Annotated in this window: 16 protein-coding genes; 3 read left to right on the top strand and 13 right to left on the bottom strand. The window is 53.1% G+C overall.

Going from position 1 to position 20,074, the window contains the following annotated elements; all coding sequences use genetic code 11:
- Window positions 1-3: 3 nt before the first annotated feature.
- Complete coding sequence (gene pheS, locus RIC19_RS22130) at window positions 4-1,041, bottom strand: phenylalanine--tRNA ligase subunit alpha (RefSeq protein WP_502930854.1); 1,038 nt, start codon at window positions 1,039-1,041, stop codon at window positions 4-6.
- 190 nt (window positions 1,042-1,231) lie between these two features.
- On the opposite strand from pheS, the gene RIC19_RS22135 reads away from it, so the two are divergent.
- Window positions 1,232-1,768: a YraN family protein gene (locus RIC19_RS22135; RefSeq protein ID WP_350180556.1), complete on the top strand. Its 537-nt coding sequence runs from the start codon at window positions 1,232-1,234 to the stop codon at window positions 1,766-1,768.
- A 63-nt stretch (window positions 1,769-1,831) separates the two neighbouring features.
- Here the strand turns inward: RIC19_RS22135 and RIC19_RS22140 are convergent, their stop codons facing one another.
- The 11 genes from RIC19_RS22140 to RIC19_RS22190 all read right to left on the bottom strand — a co-directional run bounded on the left by RIC19_RS22140 (window position 1,832) and on the right by RIC19_RS22190 (window position 17,488).
- Window positions 1,832-2,275 (bottom strand): CBS domain-containing protein, encoded by a 444-nt coding sequence (locus RIC19_RS22140; protein ID WP_350180557.1) that lies wholly within the window; start codon window positions 2,273-2,275, stop codon window positions 1,832-1,834.
- Window positions 2,276-2,294: 19 nt separating this feature from the next.
- Complete coding sequence (locus tag RIC19_RS22145) at window positions 2,295-2,756, bottom strand: CBS domain-containing protein (RefSeq protein WP_350180558.1); 462 nt, start codon at window positions 2,754-2,756, stop codon at window positions 2,295-2,297.
- Entirely contained in the window at window positions 2,753-3,529 is a 777-nt protein-coding gene (locus RIC19_RS22150) for a hypothetical protein (RefSeq protein WP_350180559.1), read from the bottom strand. The genes RIC19_RS22145 and RIC19_RS22150 overlap by 4 nt, the downstream gene beginning before the upstream one ends.
- 201 nt (window positions 3,530-3,730) lie before the next feature.
- Window positions 3,731-4,150 (bottom strand): hypothetical protein, encoded by a 420-nt coding sequence (locus RIC19_RS22155; protein WP_350180560.1) that lies wholly within the window; start codon window positions 4,148-4,150, stop codon window positions 3,731-3,733.
- A gap of 142 nt (window positions 4,151-4,292) precedes the next feature.
- Complete coding sequence (locus RIC19_RS22160) at window positions 4,293-5,816, bottom strand: beta-helix domain-containing protein (protein ID WP_350180561.1); 1,524 nt, start codon at window positions 5,814-5,816, stop codon at window positions 4,293-4,295.
- A gap of 39 nt (window positions 5,817-5,855) precedes the next feature.
- The gene (locus RIC19_RS22165; protein WP_350180562.1) at window positions 5,856-7,463 is read right to left on the bottom strand and encodes a beta-helix domain-containing protein; all 1,608 of its coding nucleotides are present in this window, start codon (window positions 7,461-7,463) and stop codon (window positions 5,856-5,858) included.
- Window positions 7,464-7,478: 15 nt separating this feature from the next.
- On the bottom strand, window positions 7,479-10,304 hold the full coding sequence (locus RIC19_RS22170; protein ID WP_350180563.1) for a TonB-dependent receptor: 2,826 nt from the start codon (window positions 10,302-10,304) through the stop codon (window positions 7,479-7,481).
- Window positions 10,305-10,548: 244 nt separating this feature from the next.
- Window positions 10,549-14,640, bottom strand: a complete 4,092-nt coding sequence (locus RIC19_RS22175) for a hybrid sensor histidine kinase/response regulator transcription factor (protein WP_350180564.1) — start codon at window positions 14,638-14,640, stop codon at window positions 10,549-10,551.
- Window positions 14,641-14,851: 211 nt separating this feature from the next.
- Window positions 14,852-15,361: a hypothetical protein gene (locus tag RIC19_RS22180; RefSeq protein ID WP_044219486.1), complete on the bottom strand. Its 510-nt coding sequence runs from the start codon at window positions 15,359-15,361 to the stop codon at window positions 14,852-14,854.
- Between the two features lie 31 nt (window positions 15,362-15,392).
- Window positions 15,393-16,568, bottom strand: a complete 1,176-nt coding sequence (locus RIC19_RS22185) for an adenylosuccinate synthetase (protein WP_350180565.1) — start codon at window positions 16,566-16,568, stop codon at window positions 15,393-15,395.
- Entirely contained in the window at window positions 16,565-17,488 is a 924-nt protein-coding gene (locus RIC19_RS22190; RefSeq protein ID WP_350180566.1) for a hypothetical protein, read from the bottom strand. The genes RIC19_RS22185 and RIC19_RS22190 overlap by 4 nt, the downstream gene beginning before the upstream one ends.
- A 312-nt stretch (window positions 17,489-17,800) precedes the next feature.
- On the opposite strand from RIC19_RS22190, the gene RIC19_RS22195 reads away from it, so the two are divergent.
- Window positions 17,801-18,415: an SPOR domain-containing protein gene (locus RIC19_RS22195; protein WP_350180567.1), complete on the top strand. Its 615-nt coding sequence runs from the start codon at window positions 17,801-17,803 to the stop codon at window positions 18,413-18,415.
- Window positions 18,416-18,633: 218 nt separating this feature from the next.
- Here RIC19_RS22195 and RIC19_RS22200 read toward each other — a convergent pair whose 3' ends face one another.
- Window positions 18,634-19,434 (bottom strand): hypothetical protein, encoded by an 801-nt coding sequence (locus RIC19_RS22200; RefSeq protein WP_350180568.1) that lies wholly within the window; start codon window positions 19,432-19,434, stop codon window positions 18,634-18,636.
- A gap of 298 nt (window positions 19,435-19,732) precedes the next feature.
- Between RIC19_RS22200 and RIC19_RS22205 the strand changes: the two genes are divergently transcribed.
- Window positions 19,733-19,975: a thioredoxin family protein gene (locus tag RIC19_RS22205; RefSeq protein ID WP_350180569.1), complete on the top strand. Its 243-nt coding sequence runs from the start codon at window positions 19,733-19,735 to the stop codon at window positions 19,973-19,975.
- The last annotated feature ends 99 nt before the right edge of the window (window positions 19,976-20,074 follow it).

Raw genomic sequence — 20,074 nt, forward strand, 5'->3', positions numbered from 1 at the left:
TTTCTAGAACGTGGAAGCGAATTGCTTCAGGAAGCGCACATCGTTTTCAAAGAAAAGGCGGATGTCGCCGATGTCATACAGGCGCAGCGCCTGCCGCTCAATGCCCATGCCGAAGGCAAAGCCGGTGTATTTGGTGGAATCAATGCCGCAGTTGTCGAGCACTGCGGGGTCCACCATGCCACAGCCCAGAATTTCCAGCCAGCCGGTGCCCTTGGTGAGGCGGTAGTCTTTCTCGGTTTCGGTGCCGAGGTAGACATCCATCTCCGCGCTTGGCTCGGTAAACGGGAAGTAGGAAGGGCGCAGGCGGATTTGCGCATCGGGCCCGAACATCTCCCGGGCGAAGTACAGCAGCGTCTGCTTCAGGTCGGCGAAAGAGACATTCTCATCCACATACAAGCCTTCCACCTGATGAAACTGACAATGGGAGCGTGCAGAGACGGTCTCGTTGCGGTACACCCGGCCCGGCGCAATAATGCGGATGGGCGGCTGTGTATGCTTCATCACCCGTGCCTGTACCGAAGAGGTGTGGGTGCGCAGGAGCATCTCCATGCTGTTTTGCAGGTAGAAAGTGTCCTGCATATCGCGTGCCGGGTGGTCTTCCGGCGTATTCATAGCGGTGAAGTTGTGCCAGTCGTCCTCAATTTCCCGGTCGTCGGCCACCACAAAACCAATACGCTCAAAGATGCGGATGATGCGGTTCATGGTCACGGCAATCGGGTGTCGGGACCCCAGTTCGATGGGCTCCCCCGGCGCGGTCAGGTCGATGTCTTTGACGGCTGCTTCTTCCGCAGCGGTTTCGAGCTGTTGCTTCAGGCTGTTGTACTTGGCCTCGGCAGCTTCCTTAACGGCATTAACCCGCTGCCCGTACTCTTTTTTCTGTTCGTTCGGGATATTTCGGATTTCCCCAAATAGTGCCTTAATGACGTTTTTGGAGCCCAGGTATTTGATGCGAAACTGCTCGAGCGCCTGCAGGTCGCCCGGCTGATCGGCCTCGATGGCCGCCTTCATTTCGTCTACTTTACTGAAGGTGTCTGCTGACATAGCGGTTCGGATATTTTTTAAGTCGATTAAAGAGCTGCAGATACAGTTTCTCTAAGACGCCCAAAGGTAGAAAAATTGTGGTAGATATGCTGCCCGGGGGCTTGTAAAAGGCGGGTTGGGGCGGGGAGGTGGGAACTTAACTGGCTTTACAGGAGTTTTGTGTTTAGCATAAATTTCAAACGGATTACTCATGGCAGAAGAATTGACCTGGGCAGAAATCAAGCAATTGTTTAAGGAGACGGACGCGAAGTTTAAGGAGACCGATGCGAAATTCAAGGAGACCGACAAACGCATTCAACAGGCTTTCGACTTATTCGAATCGCAGTGGGGGCGCCTCATGGAGTCTTTAGTGGAGGGTGATGTGGTGCGAATCCTTCAGGAAAAGGGCATCAGGATCAACCGGACCTCTACCCGCGTGAAAGGTACCTACGAAGGCCGGAGCTATGAGTTCGATATCATTGCTCATAACGGCAAAGAGATCGTGGTCATCGAAGTCAAGACCACCTTGCGCACGAAGCATGTCCGTCAGCACATCAAAAAGCTGCAACAGGTAAAAACCTGGCTGTCCGAATACCATGACCACAACGTGTACGGTGCTGTTGCCTTCCTCCGCGCTGAAGAGAACAGCGAAGATATGGCCGAAAAACGAGGCTTGTTCGTTATCCGCGCTACCGGTGATTCGGCTGCAATTATGAATGCGGAGGGGTTTGAGCCGCGGGTGTTTTAGAAAGGTAAAAAAAACAGCCGCCCCCGGTACCCGGAAGCGGCTGTCCAACCTGTCAATATATTTTTAATCTTCCATGATTAGTGGAGTAGCATAAGCATAGGTGAGCAGATCAAAAGTCGTCACAATGCCGATCAGCCGGCCTTTGTCCACCACCGGGAGGGCGTGGAAGAGGTTCTCCCGGAAGAAGCCGACAGCCATCTCCAGCGAATCATCAGGAGCGAGGGTCGCCACTTGCCGGGTCATGGCTTCTCCGGCCAGGAGGGAGCGCATGATGGCATCGTTGTACTCCTCACTTTTCTGGGTTTTGAACAGAGTGAAGCCGTGCAGAAGTCGATAATAATCAGACTTACTGATGATACCCACCACTTTGCCATCGTCTACCACCGGAATGTGGTGGATGTTATTCTTGCGGAAGATATCCTGTACATCGCTCATTGTATCGTTTGGTCCTACTGTGATTACAGGTGTGCTCATAATTTGAGCAACAGTGGTGGTTTTATCAGTCATGGCTGCTAATTTTTCAGATTTACAAATCTTCTTCAAATACTTCCTCCTGCTTGGCAGGGGTAGGCTCTCCAAACCGGTGGGAGAGCAGGTCGTGGGTTGTTATCAGGCCCATGAGCTGATCATCCTCTATGATGGGCAGGGCATGGAACTTGTTGGCCAGAAAAATATCTGCCGCCAGGCCTACCGTATCTTCGGGGTCCAGAGTAACGGGGTAGCGGGTCATGATGTCTGAAGCTTTCAGGCTTTGGTACTCTTTCTTAGAATACTGTTTGCCTGTGGTCTGAAGAGACAGCACATAGGAAAGCTTGAAAACATCTTCCTTGCTTATAATACCGATCAGGCGTTCGCCCCGGTCGACGACCGGAATATGGTGAAATTCATTTTCACGGAACAGTTCCTGAATGGCTTCTACGCTGTGGTCGGGACCAACCGTAGTAAGGCTGGTTGTCATAATTTCCCGAATAGGTGTGTCCGGATTCATAATGGCCGATTTTCTGTTAATTTAATAAGGTTATGACGGGCAAAGAAGGTTTGTGTAGACTGATAGTCGCCAAAGAGCCGAAGTACTTCGTTGTAGTGAGGTAAGAGGTCTCTGGCTGCGGTAGCTACATCGGCGCGGTCTGCCCGGTTGGTCGCTTTTGCGAAAGAATAGAGGGCTTCCGCCATTGCGCGTTGTTCGTATATTAGTTGTTTGACGGTTTGGTCGTCAAAGTCGTACAGTTCCTGGTCAAAAGGTTTTTGCATAATGTACTGCCATTCCAGGCGGAGTTCCTTGCCGAGGGCTGTAAATTCGCCCCAGTCCATAAGGCATAGCATTTCATCGCTGGCTGCTTCGGTGAGCATTTCAAGCCCGCCCTGGAAGTCGTACAGATCGTCCAGGTAGTAGTCGATGCCGTAGTGGCCGCGAAGGACCATCAGCTCATATTTGACATGCTCCAACTGATTGGCTGCGGTGTAGGGTCGGTTGGCATCAATAGCGTAATAAGCATCACCCAGCCAGCTGTCGATACGGCGCAGGGTCTCCTGCTCTCCCGGATACTGATGCGACAACTGACCGCGCAGCCGCCGCCACCGGAATTCGAGATAAAAGACTGCCTTTTTGGCGTCGTGTGTATTGGCCCGAAGGGTATAATCCAGTGCAGGTAGAAAAGCCTGGTCAAATTGCACCATACCGGTGCGCACATCCCGCCTGCCAGCGCTGGTCATCAGCAGTGCGGCCAAAAGCAGTATCGTGGTCCGGATTATAATTTTCATGATGCGTTGTTTTTGATGTCTTGTCCAAATGTATCCTTATTTTCAGAGCAGAGCTGATGATTTTTCTCATTGGTTGTCAATGACTTTGGTTAGTTAGAACGTTGCAGGATGGGTGAAAAAAAAGCACCGGTAACGCCACAATGGGGAACTCCCAAATGGCATTACCGGTGCTTTATGCAGACCGGTCTGGAAATAAAGAACCTACTGAATCGAGAACTCTACATCCGCAAACTCCCGCTCCTCACAGTCGTGATCCTTGCAGGCTTCCACTTCCAGGTGAAACTTGGTGCCCGCCGGGTAGGAAGACAGGTCAACATCCTGCTCAAAGCTGACTTTCTGATCATGCTCGTGCAGGTTGACCTCAATAATTTTATCGGATAAATCACCGTCCGGGTGAAGGAGGATGTCGATGTCGTGGTTGTCTTCGGTCGCTTCAATTTCAATATGGATATGCACATCACTTGCGTCTGCCACGACCTCATCCGCACCAGGCTCCAGGATATTAATGGTGATGTCATTGTCTCCATGATCGTGATCATGGTCATCATCTTCATCACAACCAGTGAAAACCGTTACGGCGAGCGCCAGCATAAACAGCCAGGAATACTTCAGCATTTTCATCTTTTGAGTTTTAATTTTAATGCAACGATGTTGCAAAAGTAGTACAGGAATTCCAAAGATGCAACACGGATGCAAAAAAAACGGCTGAGCAAGTGATGCCCAGCCGACAGAAAAGCTTAATTACACTCAAATTCTTTGAAGCTTACCGTACGCTTCCATCCGGGTTTTTCGACCAGCCAATTGTCCAGTCGTTATCCGGGCTTTCGATGGCGCCCTTAAAGTTGGCCGGTGCGAAGAAGCTGCCCAGAGTGGAAGGATCAAAGTCGCTTCCCGTGCGGGCATCGGGCACGAAGTCGTTAGCGCCCAGGCCTGGGATGGCTTCTTCAGAGTTGTTGAATGAGGGATCTGTGAAGAACGGCTCGGCATCATCGCGCGCCAGTTGGTCGCAGCCAAATACATTGGAGTAAGCAAAGACCACCGGGCCGTTGATGTCTGTGACTTCAGGCCGGCCATCGGTTTCATTGGCTTCGGCGCGGGTTGCCCAGGAAGGGATGCCAGTGATTACGGCATTATACATTTTGTTGCCACGGGAAGACCAGAAGCGGATACCATCGGGTTCGCCATCGGGCTCAAATTCTGCACCAGGCCCTACTACAGTTACGTTGGAGATCAGCGCCTCTGAGTCGCCACGCAGGTACATGGACTCTGCGCCTGCACCGGGTACTGTACTTACGGCAATGATGAACTGCATATTGCCAGTGTAGTCATCATCAGTGCGGTATTGGGTGTCTTCGGAGTTGGTAGCAATGAGGTGGGAAACATTCACATCGCCACCAGCAATGAAGATCGCCTCATCTGTACACTGCCATACTTGCACGTGAGATACCTGTGTGCCGTTGCCTACATCGTCCAGGACGAAAGCCCGGTCTCCGGCATACTCAATACGCAGGTACTGTACAAAACCGCTGTTGGTGCCTTTGCCCTGCCCTTCAATCTGGAAGTCGTTCCAGTCGCCGGCTTCAGGCTCTACGCCCGGGCGCAGCACATTCTCGCTGGTCATCACCACCGGAGCATCAGCGGTGCCGCGGATGTCGGCCGTACCAAAGACCGTTACGTCCATATCCACACCGGCCTGCAGATAGATGGTCACACCCGATTCAATCTGGAAAGTGGAGCCTTCCTCAAAGGAGATGTTTACATCTGGTGCAGGCTGAGCCAGGTAGTAAGAACGGCCCTCGGCGAACTTCACAGTTGTGCCAGCCGGAATGATACCATCCGCCGGGAGATCTACATCAAAAACAGAGGTGCCGCCAATATCAATAGCATCGTAAAGGTTGACGCTTACGCTGAAAGCTGCCGGAGCAGACTCCAGGTCCTGGGTGTTCACACCAATAAATTCGTACTCCACCAATTCGCCTTCCATCGCATCGGCAGCAACCGTTTGCCCGGTGTAGGTAAAGGTCGTGGCGTCCGGGTCCGGAAGGGTGATTTCCTCCAGGAAGCCGCCGCCGCGGTTAACAATGATGGAGCTGAGGCCGCCTTCTGCCTGAAGGCTGAGCTCTACGGTGATATCCTGTCCGGGCTTCAGGTTGACGAGGTTGTCGCCAACTACAGAAATTGCCGGTGTAGGAAATACGGTTTCGTCGTCATCGCCGCAAGCCTGAAAGAGGAACATACCGCCCAGTGCGAACAACAAAAGGGTGAAAAAAGAATGCTGAAGTTTCATGACAAGTGAATTTAGAAGAAGTTGAAATTTGAAATGGTTCTATCGTATCGTGCCGTCCTGGTTTTTGCACCAACTGCCGTCAGCCGTCCAGTCATTGGCTTCGTTTTCGACTGCACCAACGTATGGCGCAGGTGTAAACCAGTTGCCAAACCGGGCATCTGCTGCCGGATTGAACGGACTGGGTACGGAGCCCACAAAATTGCCGGGCGTAATGCCGGGCACGGGCTCTTCGCTCAGGTTGAAATCAGGGTTGGGCAGGAAGTAGTCAGCTGCCAGTTCGTCGTAGTTAGTCTTGTTGCTCCACGAGTGGATGTTACCAATTTCCATAGTGCCGTCGTCCAGCCTTTCCGGAGCTACATCTTCCACCCGCACGGCATCGTCCGGGTAGTTGGTGGCGATCATATTTTGGAAAAGCCCCATTGCGCCCCTTCTCACCCGGAACCCCCGCCGGGTACCATCTGCATCGGTGCTGCCGTTGCCGATCATCGTGACATTAGAGATATAGGTATAAGTGCGGGGTTCCAGTTCAAAATTGCTGGCATCGTTGCGCAGCTCCAGGGAGCGGGCGATATTGTTGAAATTGACCGGTATAATGGTGGCCGCAATGGAGGTCTGGAAAACCAGGAATTGCCCTCTGCCCCGCCAGCCGTGCTCTGCCCAAAGCCCGTAGGCCCCGTGGTCAGTCACTACAACATACTTGATATCCGCCCCGCCGCCTTTGAACCGGATCCCGTTATCGAAGCAATTCCAAACCTGCAGGTAGCGAATCTGCGTACCTGCACCTACGCCGTAAAACTGAATACCATCGGCATCACTCTTACCTGCGTACTCAATGCGTACATAGCGCAGGGAACCGGAACTTTCGCCCAGATTATTGCCGCCGTAGGTGAAGCCTTCCTCAAAGACCACTGCGGCCTGATTAGTAGGGGCATTGCCGTAGACAAATATGCCGCCCCAGTCGGCCCAGGCTGCGGTGCCGTCCAGTACACCCTGACTGGTGAAGACAATCGGGCTGTCTTTGGTGCCTTCGGCAATGATCCGGCAACCTCGCGTAATCGCCAGGCGGGAATCCTCCGTGCCATCGAAGGTGCGCATGAGAATAGTTGTGCCTGGCTCAATCGTGAGGGTGCTGTTGTCTTCCACCGATACCAGCCCGTTGATGAGGTAGGTATGCTGGGCTTCCAGAAGGATGTCGCGGTTAATGCGGCCGGTAATGACTTTCACCTCGGTACCGCCAATGGTCTCATCCGTAATGTCGAAGGGCGGCCCGACTACCACCTCAAAGGTAAAGGGTTCCGCAGTAGCGCCAAGCTGATCGGTTAGCTCCAGAGTGAAGTTTAGAGCCGTACCATCCGGGAGGTCTCCTACCAGGTAGCTGAAGTCATACTGGAAGATCAGGTCGTCTGCCGGGAAGTCGATATTGTCATAGGGTTCTCCGTCTTTTAGTACTTGCAAGGCGCCCAGCCCACTGATGGCCCGCAGCTCAAAGCTCAGGTTGACTTCCCGCCCCCGGTCCTGCCGGAAGGATTCCACCGGCACGAGAGGCTGAATTTCCGGGCCTTGTTTCTTAAAGGTGTTGTCGTCCTTTTGGCAGCCCAGCAAAAGCAGGGCCAGGCTTAACAGAAGTGTGGTATTTCGGATTATCATGGTTCTACTCGGTTATTATAATCTGTAAGAAAGGCCGAAGCGGTTCCACCAGCCTACGACTTCATACTGCGCAATGCGCTCTCGTATGCCCTGATAGACAATCACGGGGGCATTGGTCACATTCAGGAACTCCCCAAACAGGGTGATGCGGTCGGTAACGGCTACGGAGCCATTCAGGTCAACCTGCAGGCGCCCCTCCTGTACCAGGTCGTTGCGGGCTTCCCCGGCTACGGTGTTCAGGAAGGTACCGTTGTAGTTCAGAGACCCTTTTACAGAAAACTGCTTGTAGTCGTAGCTCAGGGCAGCATTCCAGGTATGCGTCGCCTGTCCGGGCAGGCTGATGTTGTCCCGGTCGCTGGTAAAGGCATCCGATTCGGTGAAGGTATAGTTGAAAAAGAGCCCCAACCCGTCCAGTGGTTTGGGCAGGAATGATAACGCGGCCTGTACGTTCATCTCAAAACCGTACACGACTGCGGTTTCCCCGTTTTGCTCCTGCCGGAACTGGAAGCCCGGGAACTCATCGTAGAAGGGATCCCCCGGTCGCAAAAAGCGCAGGTTGCGGCTAAATTGGAAATCATCGATTTGCTTATAAAACAGGCCACCGGAAATAATGCCCACGTTGCCCAGGTAACGCTCGGCCAGCAGGTCCAGGTTGATGGCTGAGCCCGGGCGCAGATCGGGGTTGCCGGCTTGTATGCGGGAGCCTTCCTCATCAATATTCAGGAAGGGAACAATGTCGTCGAAGTTGGCGCGTGCGTAGCTCCAGGTCGCGGCAGCCCTTAGATTGGTGAATTTGCCGAGGCTGTACTTCAGGTGGATATTGGGCAGCAAAAAGCTGTAATTCGTCCCATCGGTAATGGGAGTGGCATCTCCGGTAATATTATTGACAGAGAAGGCATCGTAATTGACCTCATTGGTTTCGTACCGCAGCCCGCCGAGCACCATGAGGTTCCGGAACTGAATGCGGGTCATGGCATAGCCGGCGATGATGTCCTCGGAAGCTTCGTAGGAAGCATTGAAGGAGTTACGGTTGGACCGGATAGGGTCGAAGACAAACAGGTTGTCATTACGGTCCACAAAATCCCGGTATTTCCCGGGGTCTATACCGGGGCCGAAACGTACATTGCCGTCCAGGAAGTTCTCATCCTCAAAATCACTGATGACGCTGGCAAAGCCTTCAGACTGATCGAGTACCCGGTTGGGGTCTGAGAAGTTGTTGACATCGCTGTCAAAAGACTTGACATTGGTCTGCCGCCGGTATTTCACTCCGGTCTTGAAGGTGGCCTGATAGGAACCAATTTGATAAGGCAGCTCATAATTGATTTTGGCTACACTGTTGGTGGCATTGATGTTGAGGGCTGACCGCTCATACCGGTTGATGTCCGTAATCAGGAAGGGGTCAAAGAACCCCTGTTCGCTACCGAGGGTCCGGAATCGAGCGAAGTCGGTGTAAATGCCAGAGGGGTTAAGGGTATAGAGGTCGACCCGGCTTTGCTCCCCCCGCTCGAAACGGCCAATAAGGGCATCTTCCACCCGCCGGCTATCAGCGTGGTAGAGCCCCCAGTCTATTGTGCCGCGGCCAAATTTGTGCTGTCCCTGCAGGTTGTAGGACAGGTTCTCAGAAAAAGATTCCGCCAGGCGGATATCCCGGCGCAGCTCTGCTCCGCGAATCGTATCCAGGGAGACCCAGGTGACTCCTGCAGATTCGTTGAGGAAGGTACGAAGGCGATTCCGCTCATCGGTATCGCCCCGGCGGGAGTACATGAAGTTGAAGATGATGTCAGAATTGGGCGAAAATTTGTAGTCCAGGGTGAGGGTAGCGCCCATACGTGTCCGTTGATTGACCAGGTCGGACACCTGATGATTTTCGATTACAACGGTGTCCCGGCCCAGGCCGAGCACAGGCGTATCACCGAATGGCGACCAAACGGCTTCCAGTTCGTCAGATTCGTTATCGGTTTCGAAGTAGCTCAGTCCGATGAGGGCACCGAATCGGCCGGTCCCCAGTTCTTCATCCTTCCAGAAGCGCCGTCCCGCCTTGAAGCGCCCGATGCCGTTGTAGCTTTGGGACATACTGTTGTAGCCCCCGCCGGCTTCGGCTTTCAGCTTGAGGTCCATGCCTGTAGCGGTTGGGGTACGCAGGTTGACGGTACCGCCGATGGCATCCCCATCCATATCGGGCGTGATGGCTTTGGTAATCTCCATGGAAGCCAGCTGATCAGCCGGGATGAGGTCGAGCGATTCATTTCGGGAGCCATCGCTCTGTGTAGAAGGCAATTGCTCGCCATTAATGTTGATGGTGGTAAAGTGCGTAGGCGTTCCCCGCAGCGAAACCGTGGAGCCTTCGCCCCGGGAGCGGCTGATATTCACACCGGGCACACGTTGCAGGGCTTCTGCCACGTTGAGGTCTGGGAACCGCCCGATGAGGTCTGCTGATATAACGTTGATGATATTGTCGGCAGAGCGCTGTTGGTTGAGCGCTTTCTTTTGCCCTTCCAGTTGGCCGCGCACGACGACTTCTCCCAGCACGGTGGCATTAAGGAGTAGCTTTACATTAGCATTCACCGTTCCACCGGCAGGAACGTCCACTTCAAGGGTATCTGTTTGGTAACCGATGTAGGAAACCTGAAGTTGCTGAGTACCCGCAGGCAGATTGGGCAGGCGGTATTCACCAGTTAATTCGGTAACCGTGCCCCGGCCGTTGCTCATGGCCATAACGGTAGCCCCGGGCAGCGTCTCGCCGGTGGCAGCATCTGTGACGATGCCAAAAACGGTGCCGGTTTGGGCACTCAGGGCAGCCCCTGCCAATAAAGGCATCAAGATTAGGAATAGGTATTTCATTGCTTACAAGGCGTTTAGGATCAGTAATGCGGCAGCCAGGATCAATAGCGTGACGAGCACTTCCACTACGGCGTTGAATCTCAACTTTTCATCCAGGTCGTTTTTATCTGAGCTCATCCTTCTCCTGTTTTGAGTTGATACAAATGTATGCCCGGCAGCAATAGGAGAATGGCACTGAGGTTACAGGGAGGGGTGAATACGTTGCCTGTGTGCGTAAAAGCGTTACAAAAGGCAGGTGACGGGGTTACTTCCCGGCTTGTTTGGCGTATTGAGAGGGGCTGAGGCCGTACTGTTTCTTGAAGCTTTTACCGAAATAGGCGGGGTCCTGAAACCCGACCCGGTAGGCGACTTCGCTCACGTTGACTTTGTTCTGGGCAAGCAGTTGGGCGGCATGTTTCAGCCGGATGTTGCGGATAAAGGTACTCGGAGATACATCGAGCAGCCCCTTCAGCTTGCGGTAGAGGTGTACCCTGCTGAGGTTTACCGCTTCAGCCAGTGCTTCCACACTCCAGTCCGGGTCATCGAGGTGAGTTTCTACTGCTGCCTGCACCCGTTGAAGAAGCTCCTCGTCGTAGCTGTTGAGCTGCAGCGCTTCGGTTTGTAAATCCGGCCCGTGGCTGTAGCGCCGCCGGAGGAGGTCACGCATTTTTAGCCGGTTTTGGATGCGGCTGCGCAGTTCCCTCATGATGAAAGGTTTGGCCAGGTAATCATCGGCACCGGTTTCCAGGGCGTGTACACGATCGGTATCTTCTCCCTTTGCGGTAAGCAGCAGGATGGGGATGTGGCAGTATTCGGGATCGGTTTTCAGCGCCCGGCACATCTCTATACCGTCCATTTCGGGCATCATGATGTCAGAAAGGATGAAATCAGGGGTGTGAGTCCGGGCTTTTTCCAACCCGCTGCGCCCGTTTTTGGCAGTCGTGATTTTGTAAGCTCCCGAAAGGTTGTCCCGCAGGTAACGGCGCAGGTCGGGGTCGTCTTCCACAATGAGAAGGTGAAGCTTGCTGCTGCTGTTGTTGTCCGGAGCAGCTTCAGGCTCATCTACGCTGAGTTGGTACTCCACCGGCAGCGGCTTCACGAAAGCGGATGCGACTGCTTCGTCTGCCTGCCCTATGGGGTTAAGCGGCAGTAGCACGGTAAAAATGGTGCCTGAATCCGGTTGGCTTCGGAGCTTGATGGAGCCGTTCATGGCTTCCACCAGCGACTTGGTTAGCGATAAGCCAATACCGGTGCCTTTGGTCTGTTCGCTTTTGTAGAAGCGTTCGAAGACTTTCTCGCGCACTTCCGGGGCAATGCCCTGACCCGTATCGGCAACGGTCAGTTGAACCTTGCCAATATCTGGTTTTTGCGATAGCGCCACCCGCACCTGCCCACCCGGCTTGTTAAACTTGATGGCATTGGAGATGAGGTTATAAATGATTTTTTCGAGCTTGTCTTTGTCGGCTTCGTACCAGGCTTCCGGCAGTTCATCTGCAAAATAGAGCTCAAGCTGATGCTTGGCGGCCTGCCCCCGAAAGGTATCGCAGATGTGTTTGGTCATTTGCCCAAGCGGGACAGGCTCTTTTCGCAATCCTACTTTGCCGGTCTCGAGGGCGTTGATGTCTAGCACCTGATTGACCAGCAGGAGCAGGCGGCGGGCATTGAAGTGCATGAGGCGCAACTGTTGCCCCAGCCAGTCTTCTGCTTTGTATTGATCCAGCACCTGCTCCAGCGGGTCAATGATGAGCGTGAGCGGGGTCCGGAACTCATGGGAGACATCAGTAAACGACTGAAGTTTAAGCTGATGGACCTCCTCCAGTTTTTCTTTTTCCAGCTCTTTGATGCGGATTTCGTTTTTGAGGCGGGCACTGCGCAGGTTGAGGTAGCGGAGCAGGTAGATGCCCAGCAGAATGACCAGGCTGTACAGCAGAATGGCCCACCAGGTGCGCCAGGGCGGGGCTTCCACAGTGATCTTCAGTTGGGTGGGCTCCGGGTTCCATAGCCCATCGTTGTTGGCTCCTTTGACCAGGAAGGTGTAGGTGCCTTCCTTGAGGTTGGTGTAGGTGGCCGATCGTTGGTTGCCGACCTCGTTCCAATTATCCTCCAGCCCTTCAAGCTTGTATTGGTAACGGTTTTGCTCCGGACGCAAAAAGTTGAGGGCTGTAAATTCGAGGGTAATGATGGACTGAAAATAGCGCAGCTGCAGTTCATCGGTTTGCAGCATGCTGGCGTTCAGCAGGCGGGTGTCGTCGCCCGGAGCTACATCTTTGTTGAACAGCTTGAGCGCGGTTAGATATACCGGTGGGACGTAGGTGTTGTCGGTCAGCGTAGCGGGGTCGAAGGTGACAAACCCGTTGCTGCCCCCAAAAAAAAGCTGCCCGTTGGAGGCGGCGAAGTACGCCCCCTCGTTGAGCTCTTCCAGCGGGAAGCCGTTGGTGTAGCTGTAGTTTCTGAAGCGTTGGGCCTCATTGTTCCACCGGCTAATGCCATTGATGGTGCTGGCCCAGATCTGCCCCTGCTGGTCTTCCAGGAGCCCCAGCACAGTATTGTTTTGCAAGCCGTGCCGGGTGTCATAGTTCTGGAATTGTTGGCGTTGCCGGTCAAAGCGGCTGATGCCCCCTCCCTTGGTAGCCACCCAGATTTGTCCCTGCTGGTCTTCCAGCACATGGGTGACATCATTGCGCGGCAGGCTGTTACGGTCTCCGGGCAGGTACTCAAAAGTAGTAATACGGCCGGTTTGTTCATTAAACAGCACCAGGCCCTGCCCAAAAGTGGACAGCCAGAGGTTGCCCAGTTGATCAGCATAAATGGCTTTAACATTTACATTCAACAGGTGCTGATGCAGTGCTTCGCGCATGGGGTAGTCTACGTACTGTCCAGATTGCGGGTCAAACTTATGCAGCCCACCGTGTTTATCCGTGCCAATCCAAAGGTAGGCACCTGCCGGAGCTATAGCATTTACAATGGCACCGGAAAGGGTAGGGAGGTTTGGGTTTTCGGCACCAAAGTGAGGGGTAAACCGGTTGGTTGTAGCATGATAGGTATGGAGCCCGCCTTTAAAGGTGCCGACCCACAGCTGCCCGTCCGGAGCGGCATAGAGCGATTTGATGGTCATGCTTCTGAGTTCATGCCCGGATTGGCCCCGCAGCCGCTGGAACCGCCGGGTTTGAGGGTCGAACAGGTTGAGCCCGCCTCTTTCCGTCGCTACATAGTATTGACCGTCTGGAGCTTCGGCAAAAGCGCTGACTACGTTAAAACTCAGGCTGTAATCCAATTCAGGCAGGTGGGTATAATGCTGAAAACGCTGATTGCCCGGATCGAAATAGTCCACTCCGCCAAAGTAGGTGCCCACCCAGATGGCGCCTTTCCGGTCTTGCAGGAGAGCTCGCACGGAGCCGTGGCTCAGCCCGCTGCTGGAGCGGCTGTCCTGCAAAATTTGCTGTATGGAGGAAGCCCTGGTGTCCAGTATGTTGAGCCCCTGGAAGGTGCCAATCCATAGCTTTTGATCGGGGGTGGCTTCGAGGCAGCGCACAAAGGCATTGGAGAGGCGCACTTCTGAGTCCGGGCTATCATCATAGTGGGCGGTCAGTTGGCCATTCTGATCGTAGGCGCATACCCCACCGCCGTAGGTGGCCACCCAAAGCGTGCCATCGGCAGCTTGTATGATGTCCTCTACCCGCTCGTTGCTGATTTGGCGCGCCGGGCTTTGGGCATTTGGAGTATAAGTAATGATGGTTTGCTGATCAGGCAGCTGGCAGAACAAGCCGCTCGTGGTTCCCACCCATAACCTGTCTTGCCGGTCGGCGAAGATTTTGGTGACGTAACGCTCTCCCACAGCTCTGGCCAGAGGGGTATTGGGCTGTTCAAAGGCATCCTTTTCCGGATCAAAGCGGAAGAGGCCATCATTAGTGCCGGCATAGAGCTGATTTTCAGGGCCAATCCACAAGCAGCGGGTCTCCTGATGAGAAAGATCGGGAAAAGTGTAGTTCCGGAACCCCGATTGATTGATCAAATAGCGGCTAACCCCGCCCTGTGTGGCGATCCAAATGTTGCCGAGAGGGTCTCCGGTGATATCATTGATGAGGTTGTTGCTTAGGGTGGTACTATCACCAGGTTGTTGCCGGAATACCTCAAAAGCATAACCGTCAAAACGGTTGAGCCCGTCCCGGGTACCCAGCCAGATGAAACCATAGTTATCCTGGTATACCGAAAGGACCGTGCTCTGCGATAACCCTTCGCCTACGCCATAGTTGATAAACCTGGGGCCCCCCAATTGGGCGGAAGCCTGGTTGCTAAACCCAAACAGGGCAGCCAGACAAATGGCAGTGTACAGCAATACCGGCAGGTCCCTGGTCATTATGATGGCTTTACCTTCCTGAGGGCTACTCGAAAAATGAAATGCACAACTGGTTTTGTTCCAACGTCGTATAAAACCAACCAAAGGGCAGGTTTTGAATGATGTTGGAGCAAAAGCTTTAAAAGTTGTGCATTTTATTTTTGCCCCACTACTAATTTAACCGTTTTCATGATAAAGAGGACTGCCGTCTGAGGGTGTAATGTCATTCGGGTCATGCGCTACCAAACGCCCGCTTCCACCCGAATCGGATGACCAGTAGCAGGCCAACAAAGAAAAAGATAACATACTCAAAGCGCAGGTACGAAAACACAATGATCCGCATCCGGTCTATGAACCACATAATGATGAGCGTGGACGCGATGATCATCACCAGCCCGCCCAGCTTGTCGAATCCCGGAATGTAGTCCAGATTGACGTTGCGCCGGATGATGAGCAGGGTGACGACCATGGAAATAATGGGCAGGACCTGCACAAATACATCCGCGTCCCAGATGCTGCGCCGTTCAAAGAGAAACTGATAGACCGAGACGGTGATAGAAAAAATACCCGGCACACAAATGAAGTAAATCAGCGTGGAGTAAAGGTATTTCCACGGTGCTTCGTGCCCTTTGTCCTGGCCCGTCAGCCCGGCCACAAAGGCCATGACCGGTATGATGGACAGGTAAACCAGTACATAAGTCGGATCGTTGGTCAGTACGTCAAAAAATTCCCTTAGTGTCATAGGTTTCGGATTATGGTCCGCGCAAAGATAATTATTTGCCTATGGCCTTTGCCGTAAAAGTAGCGCCTTTGACCTGCTGCCCGTCATCGGAGTAGCTCTGGTAAACGATGCCGGTAATGCCTGGGAGAAGGCGGGCGATTAAGTCCGGTGTCTGGTAAGCATGCCGTTTGCCGCCAAGGGTAGCCTGTAGCGGCCCTTGCAACTGGTCCAGGCAGGTGAGGAACAGGTGCCGTTTTTGCCCGGCGGAGTAGTTGGCCTCAGACTGAAGGGCATAGCGCAACAGGTCGACATCCAGCGTGCCGTAGCGTAGCGGCCCCTGCCATTCGTTTTCCTGATTGGTCTCTTTGGGGTTTGGGCTCAGGCCCCCAGGAATGCCTTCATTGCTCAGCAAACCATTGCCGTGCCGGGTTTGGTAAGCCCGGGTGATGCAAAACACTTCCGGCTCTGGTAGCCCGTTACGCCTTATAATAGCTTGTGCATTGCGGGAGGTGGTGTGGGCCCGGGTGACATTCGGGAAAAACCCGTGGTCCATATCCAGCAGAATGCCCTGACTGCCCTCAAAGATGAAGTCGGCTCCTTCGTACCGCTCAAAAAACCGGGATTCTGAGGTGAGGTGGATACGTTTTAGCACAGCCGGCAGCTGTTCCTGCCACGCCATGACCTCCTCTTTCCAGTCCTCTGCCGACAACAGCCCATTGGCTTTGCGCACGTAGTACTGCTCAATGGCTTTGAGTTTTTGCTGCACCACCACCGGGTAGGCCAGGTCCTGCGCAATGAGCCGGTAGGGCGTTTCCGAGTGCCGCGCAACGGTAGCGCCAAAGCCCACTCCGCAACTGCCATGCCGCTGACTGCGCTCAAGTAGCTGATTATACGCGATATCGTAAGGCGTGGTAACCGGGCATAGCGTATCCACAAAAATACGGGGCGGATAGCCCAGCTTTGAAAATGCCTGATACTCGCTCAGAAGGGCAGGGGGCGAAAACGTGCAGTACCGGCTCCAAAAGGTAGGCGCACCCTGAAAAGTGCCCGCACCAATGCCCGAGAATACATGCCGCTCTCCTTTGGGGCCTACTACCGTATGCCCTGCCTGATGGCCACCCGAGAAGCGCACCACAACGGGGTGCGCCGCCCGGTGGCTCAGATAATCGGTGGCCAGGCCCTTGCCTTCGTCGCCGTAGCCCAGCCCAATGACAATCTGTGTGCTCATAATGGAAGGATTGTAGTGTTAGAAGAGCGCTTGTTCCAGCCTGTGCCCGGAGCTAACGCCTGAGATACCTGTTGTGCGGCGGCTGGCTCGAAGCCTTCCATCGTTTGCTCAAATGGGTGCCCACTGACTACAGCTACCGTGGCGGCGATGAGCTCGGCCAAGGCATTGTGATCATTTAGGATCAGGGCGCGCTCCCCCAGCAGGCTTTTCCAGAAGCCGATCACTTCGGGGTGGTTGCGGTAGCCGGTTTCGTTGATGTGGATGTGGAAAACATGGTACATCCGCTGGGCTTCCCGGAGTAGGGTCGCTGCATCAAGCGTATGCTGGGGACGGTATCCCATGATGTGTTGTACCTGTTCGGGCGATAAGCGCTCCCAACTGGCTTCGTCCCCTACGGTGAAGAGGAAACCCTTCTGGCCCCGCTTTTCAAAGCAGTCGATGGAGGTATGCCGGCCCGCCAGCAGCCAGGCGAGGAGGTAGGACTCCTGCATTTGACCACCGCCTCCACCTTCCAGCCACAGTTTGGACAGTCCGTCGCTCAGCTCATCCGCTCCTGCCTCAAACTGCCCGGCCTGCAGAGGAGCCTGATCAGAGAGGTGGTCGCCAATGGCAGAGAACATGATGTGTGGACTCTCAACGCCGTGGGCAATTAGCGTATTCATAAGCGCGCCCAGTTTGTAGCGCACGAGCTGCTCCGGTATACGGCCCATCGAGCCCGTCACATCGAGGAAAACACCAATGGCTAAGGAATTAGGGTGCCGTTGCGAATCCCGGCTTTCCCGGACGCGAATCCCGTACGGGTTCACGGCGGCATTCATCCGCCGGTGGCGGTTGGCCTGAAAAATATCGTCTCTTGACTTGTTGGCATAACTTGCCCGGAGATGCCGGTAGGCATCACTCGACCATCTTGAGTAACCCATCTTGAAAGTTTTTAAGGATGAAAAAAATCCCCAGGGGCAATAGAAAATCTGTGTTTTTCCGGGCTGTATCCCAGTAAAAACATACTTAGTTTTGTTATTAAACTATCTATTGCACTACAAACATAACGACTCTTAGTTTAAAAGTCAAACTAAGTAGTCGAAAAATAAAAAAAAACAAGGTCGGAACAAGGTTGGCCTTAAAATCCCTCCGAACAGGCGCTTAGGGATTGCACAAAGCGCGCTAAAAAGTGAACTTAGCGCCGGATTAGTAAAAAATAGCTATTTTCATCACCAAACATAACAACTGTTACCATGTCAAGACTTGATTATGTCACTATTGCGATTGTAGCCGTTTGCGTAGCCGCGCTCGTCTATCTGATTTACATGACGACCAACCTGCTTGGCAACGGGCCGGATGAAGCGACTACCGCAGACCAAACGCCTGCAGAACAGGAAAGCACCTACGAAGACGATGCGTATTACCCCGAAGATTCCACAGCCACCTTTGATGATGGTTACTACAAGGATGGGGAGGCCGCTTCGGATGATGCAGGCGATTATTCCGGCGAGGACGGGCAAACCGGGTCTGAGGATCCCCGACCTGCGTATGAAGATGCGACGGATGAGTTGTCTACTTCTTCCGGCAGCCGTAGCACGAGCACCACCGGCAAAGCGGAGACCGATTATGCATCCGTAGCCAGTGGGCAATATATGGTGCTGGCTGGCACCTTCAAGTACCGGAATAACGCAGAGGATATGGTGAAAAAGCTAAAAGGTATGGGATACTCAGGTGCCACGGTAGAGCTTTTTGACCGGGGCCGGTATGCGGTTGCTTTGGTAAACCGTTTTGACGGGCTTGGCGAGGCAAAGGCCTTAAAGTCGGAACTCTCCGGGAAAGGGGTGGAATCTTATGTGAAGCAGAAATAAAAAAAACAGCCGCACTGACATTTAGCAGTGCGGCTGTATAGCCGGGTTGATCGTTTCGTCTCAAAAAACTTACGTGACTCCGGCAAAAATTGATTGAACACCCAATTGACCATGTTAGCTTCGAATTGATCTCTATCAACTCTTCTGCTTACACTACAAATGTAAGGGGGTTCTTCGGAGGGCTAAATGACTTCGCTCAGTGGGGCGGATGACTATTGTCACTGATTTAAATTTCCGGAGCGTTGTATCTGTTGCAATTGCTGTTCAATGCGCTCTGGAATAAGGGTGCCGTAAAGATCCTGAAAGGCTTCGAGGTCGTACCAGGTCTGGAATTTTTCCAAATACCATTCTTTCCCGTCTTTAATCATTTTGAAAGTACGTACTTCCTCGTCAAACTTTTCTTCCACATACTGCGGATTATTCGAGAATGGGCGGGTTTTGTAGGCGGATTTGCCGTTGAGCAAAAAGAACTCATCCCCGTTGAAATCCATTTCTGCATTGAAAATAGCCATCCGGTCATCGCACAATTGGTAAAAGCTGGCAATAGGGTCTGTACCGTTGAGCAGTGCCAGGACGGTTTGCCGCACATCAATAACGGTAATATAGGGGAAGGAAATAAACTGTTGATGGGTTTCGCTATACCCATAGCCCCCAAGTAAGTAGAGCAAGCCTTTGTCCTGATAATAGGATAGCCCCGTTGCGCTGATCTGTTCGCCCAGGCTCCCTTCGAAGCTGCTATTGGTGTAGGCACTTGCGCGTTTTTCGTTGAAGTCGATCAAAAGAATATCCAGGTTAGGGAAATCCCGGTAGTCCTGTTCAGAGACCTTGGAGCGGATGCTGCCGCCAAAAACCAGCAGGTAATCTTTGTATTGCCCTATGGCATACCCATGCATGTCTTCGAGTGTAGGATAGAGCTGTATGGCTTCGGGCGGTATGGTGCGCACGGTTTCTTCATTTTGAGCAAAACCCAGGCAGGCGCTTAGTAACAGGCCGGTCAATATCAGGATAGGTTTTAACATACAATCTGTAATATTTGGTTGGCCATAGAGCCTAGTGAAACAGGCAGGGGTGACAAAAGTCACTTTCATAGGCCAGAACAATCGGGAACATAATTTATTTATGGTATCGTTGGCTGTGTCACTCAAGATAGTCCCTTTTTTGAGAAAAATCAGAAAGGAGGCTGACAAAAGTCAGCAGAACTATGATGGGATAGCCCCAATTTTGAACGGTGGAAAGAGCTACACACGCTATTTTGCTATGCAGTAAATTGGTTCTAAATAACTCCGTGAATTTACCAGCTCAGGCAAACTGAACGCCATGACTAATACAGAAATACGACTTTTTGGGCTTGGCTGCAACCTTTCGCGGCACCTGCATGCGAATATGCAGAAAGCGGCTCATGAGTTGGGGATGACAGTAAGGATAGAAGAAGTTTCTGATATACAGGAGATGATGGACTTGGGCATTACGGCTATTCCTGCGCTACAAATTGGCGAGCGGGTGGTGGCAAGTGGTCAGGTACTTGAAGTAGAAGAGATCAAATCGTTGCTGAAGATTTAGCGTAATCTGAAATTTTCCGTGATTTATCGCAATCAACTTTCCGAAATTCACTAATTTTCGGTCTGTACTCCTATATTTCCTCCTCACGGACGGGGCTGG

Origin of the sequence: Phaeodactylibacter sp. (assembly GCF_040219495.1) — a bacterium.
Classification (GTDB): Bacteria; Bacteroidota; Bacteroidia; order Chitinophagales; family Saprospiraceae; genus Phaeodactylibacter.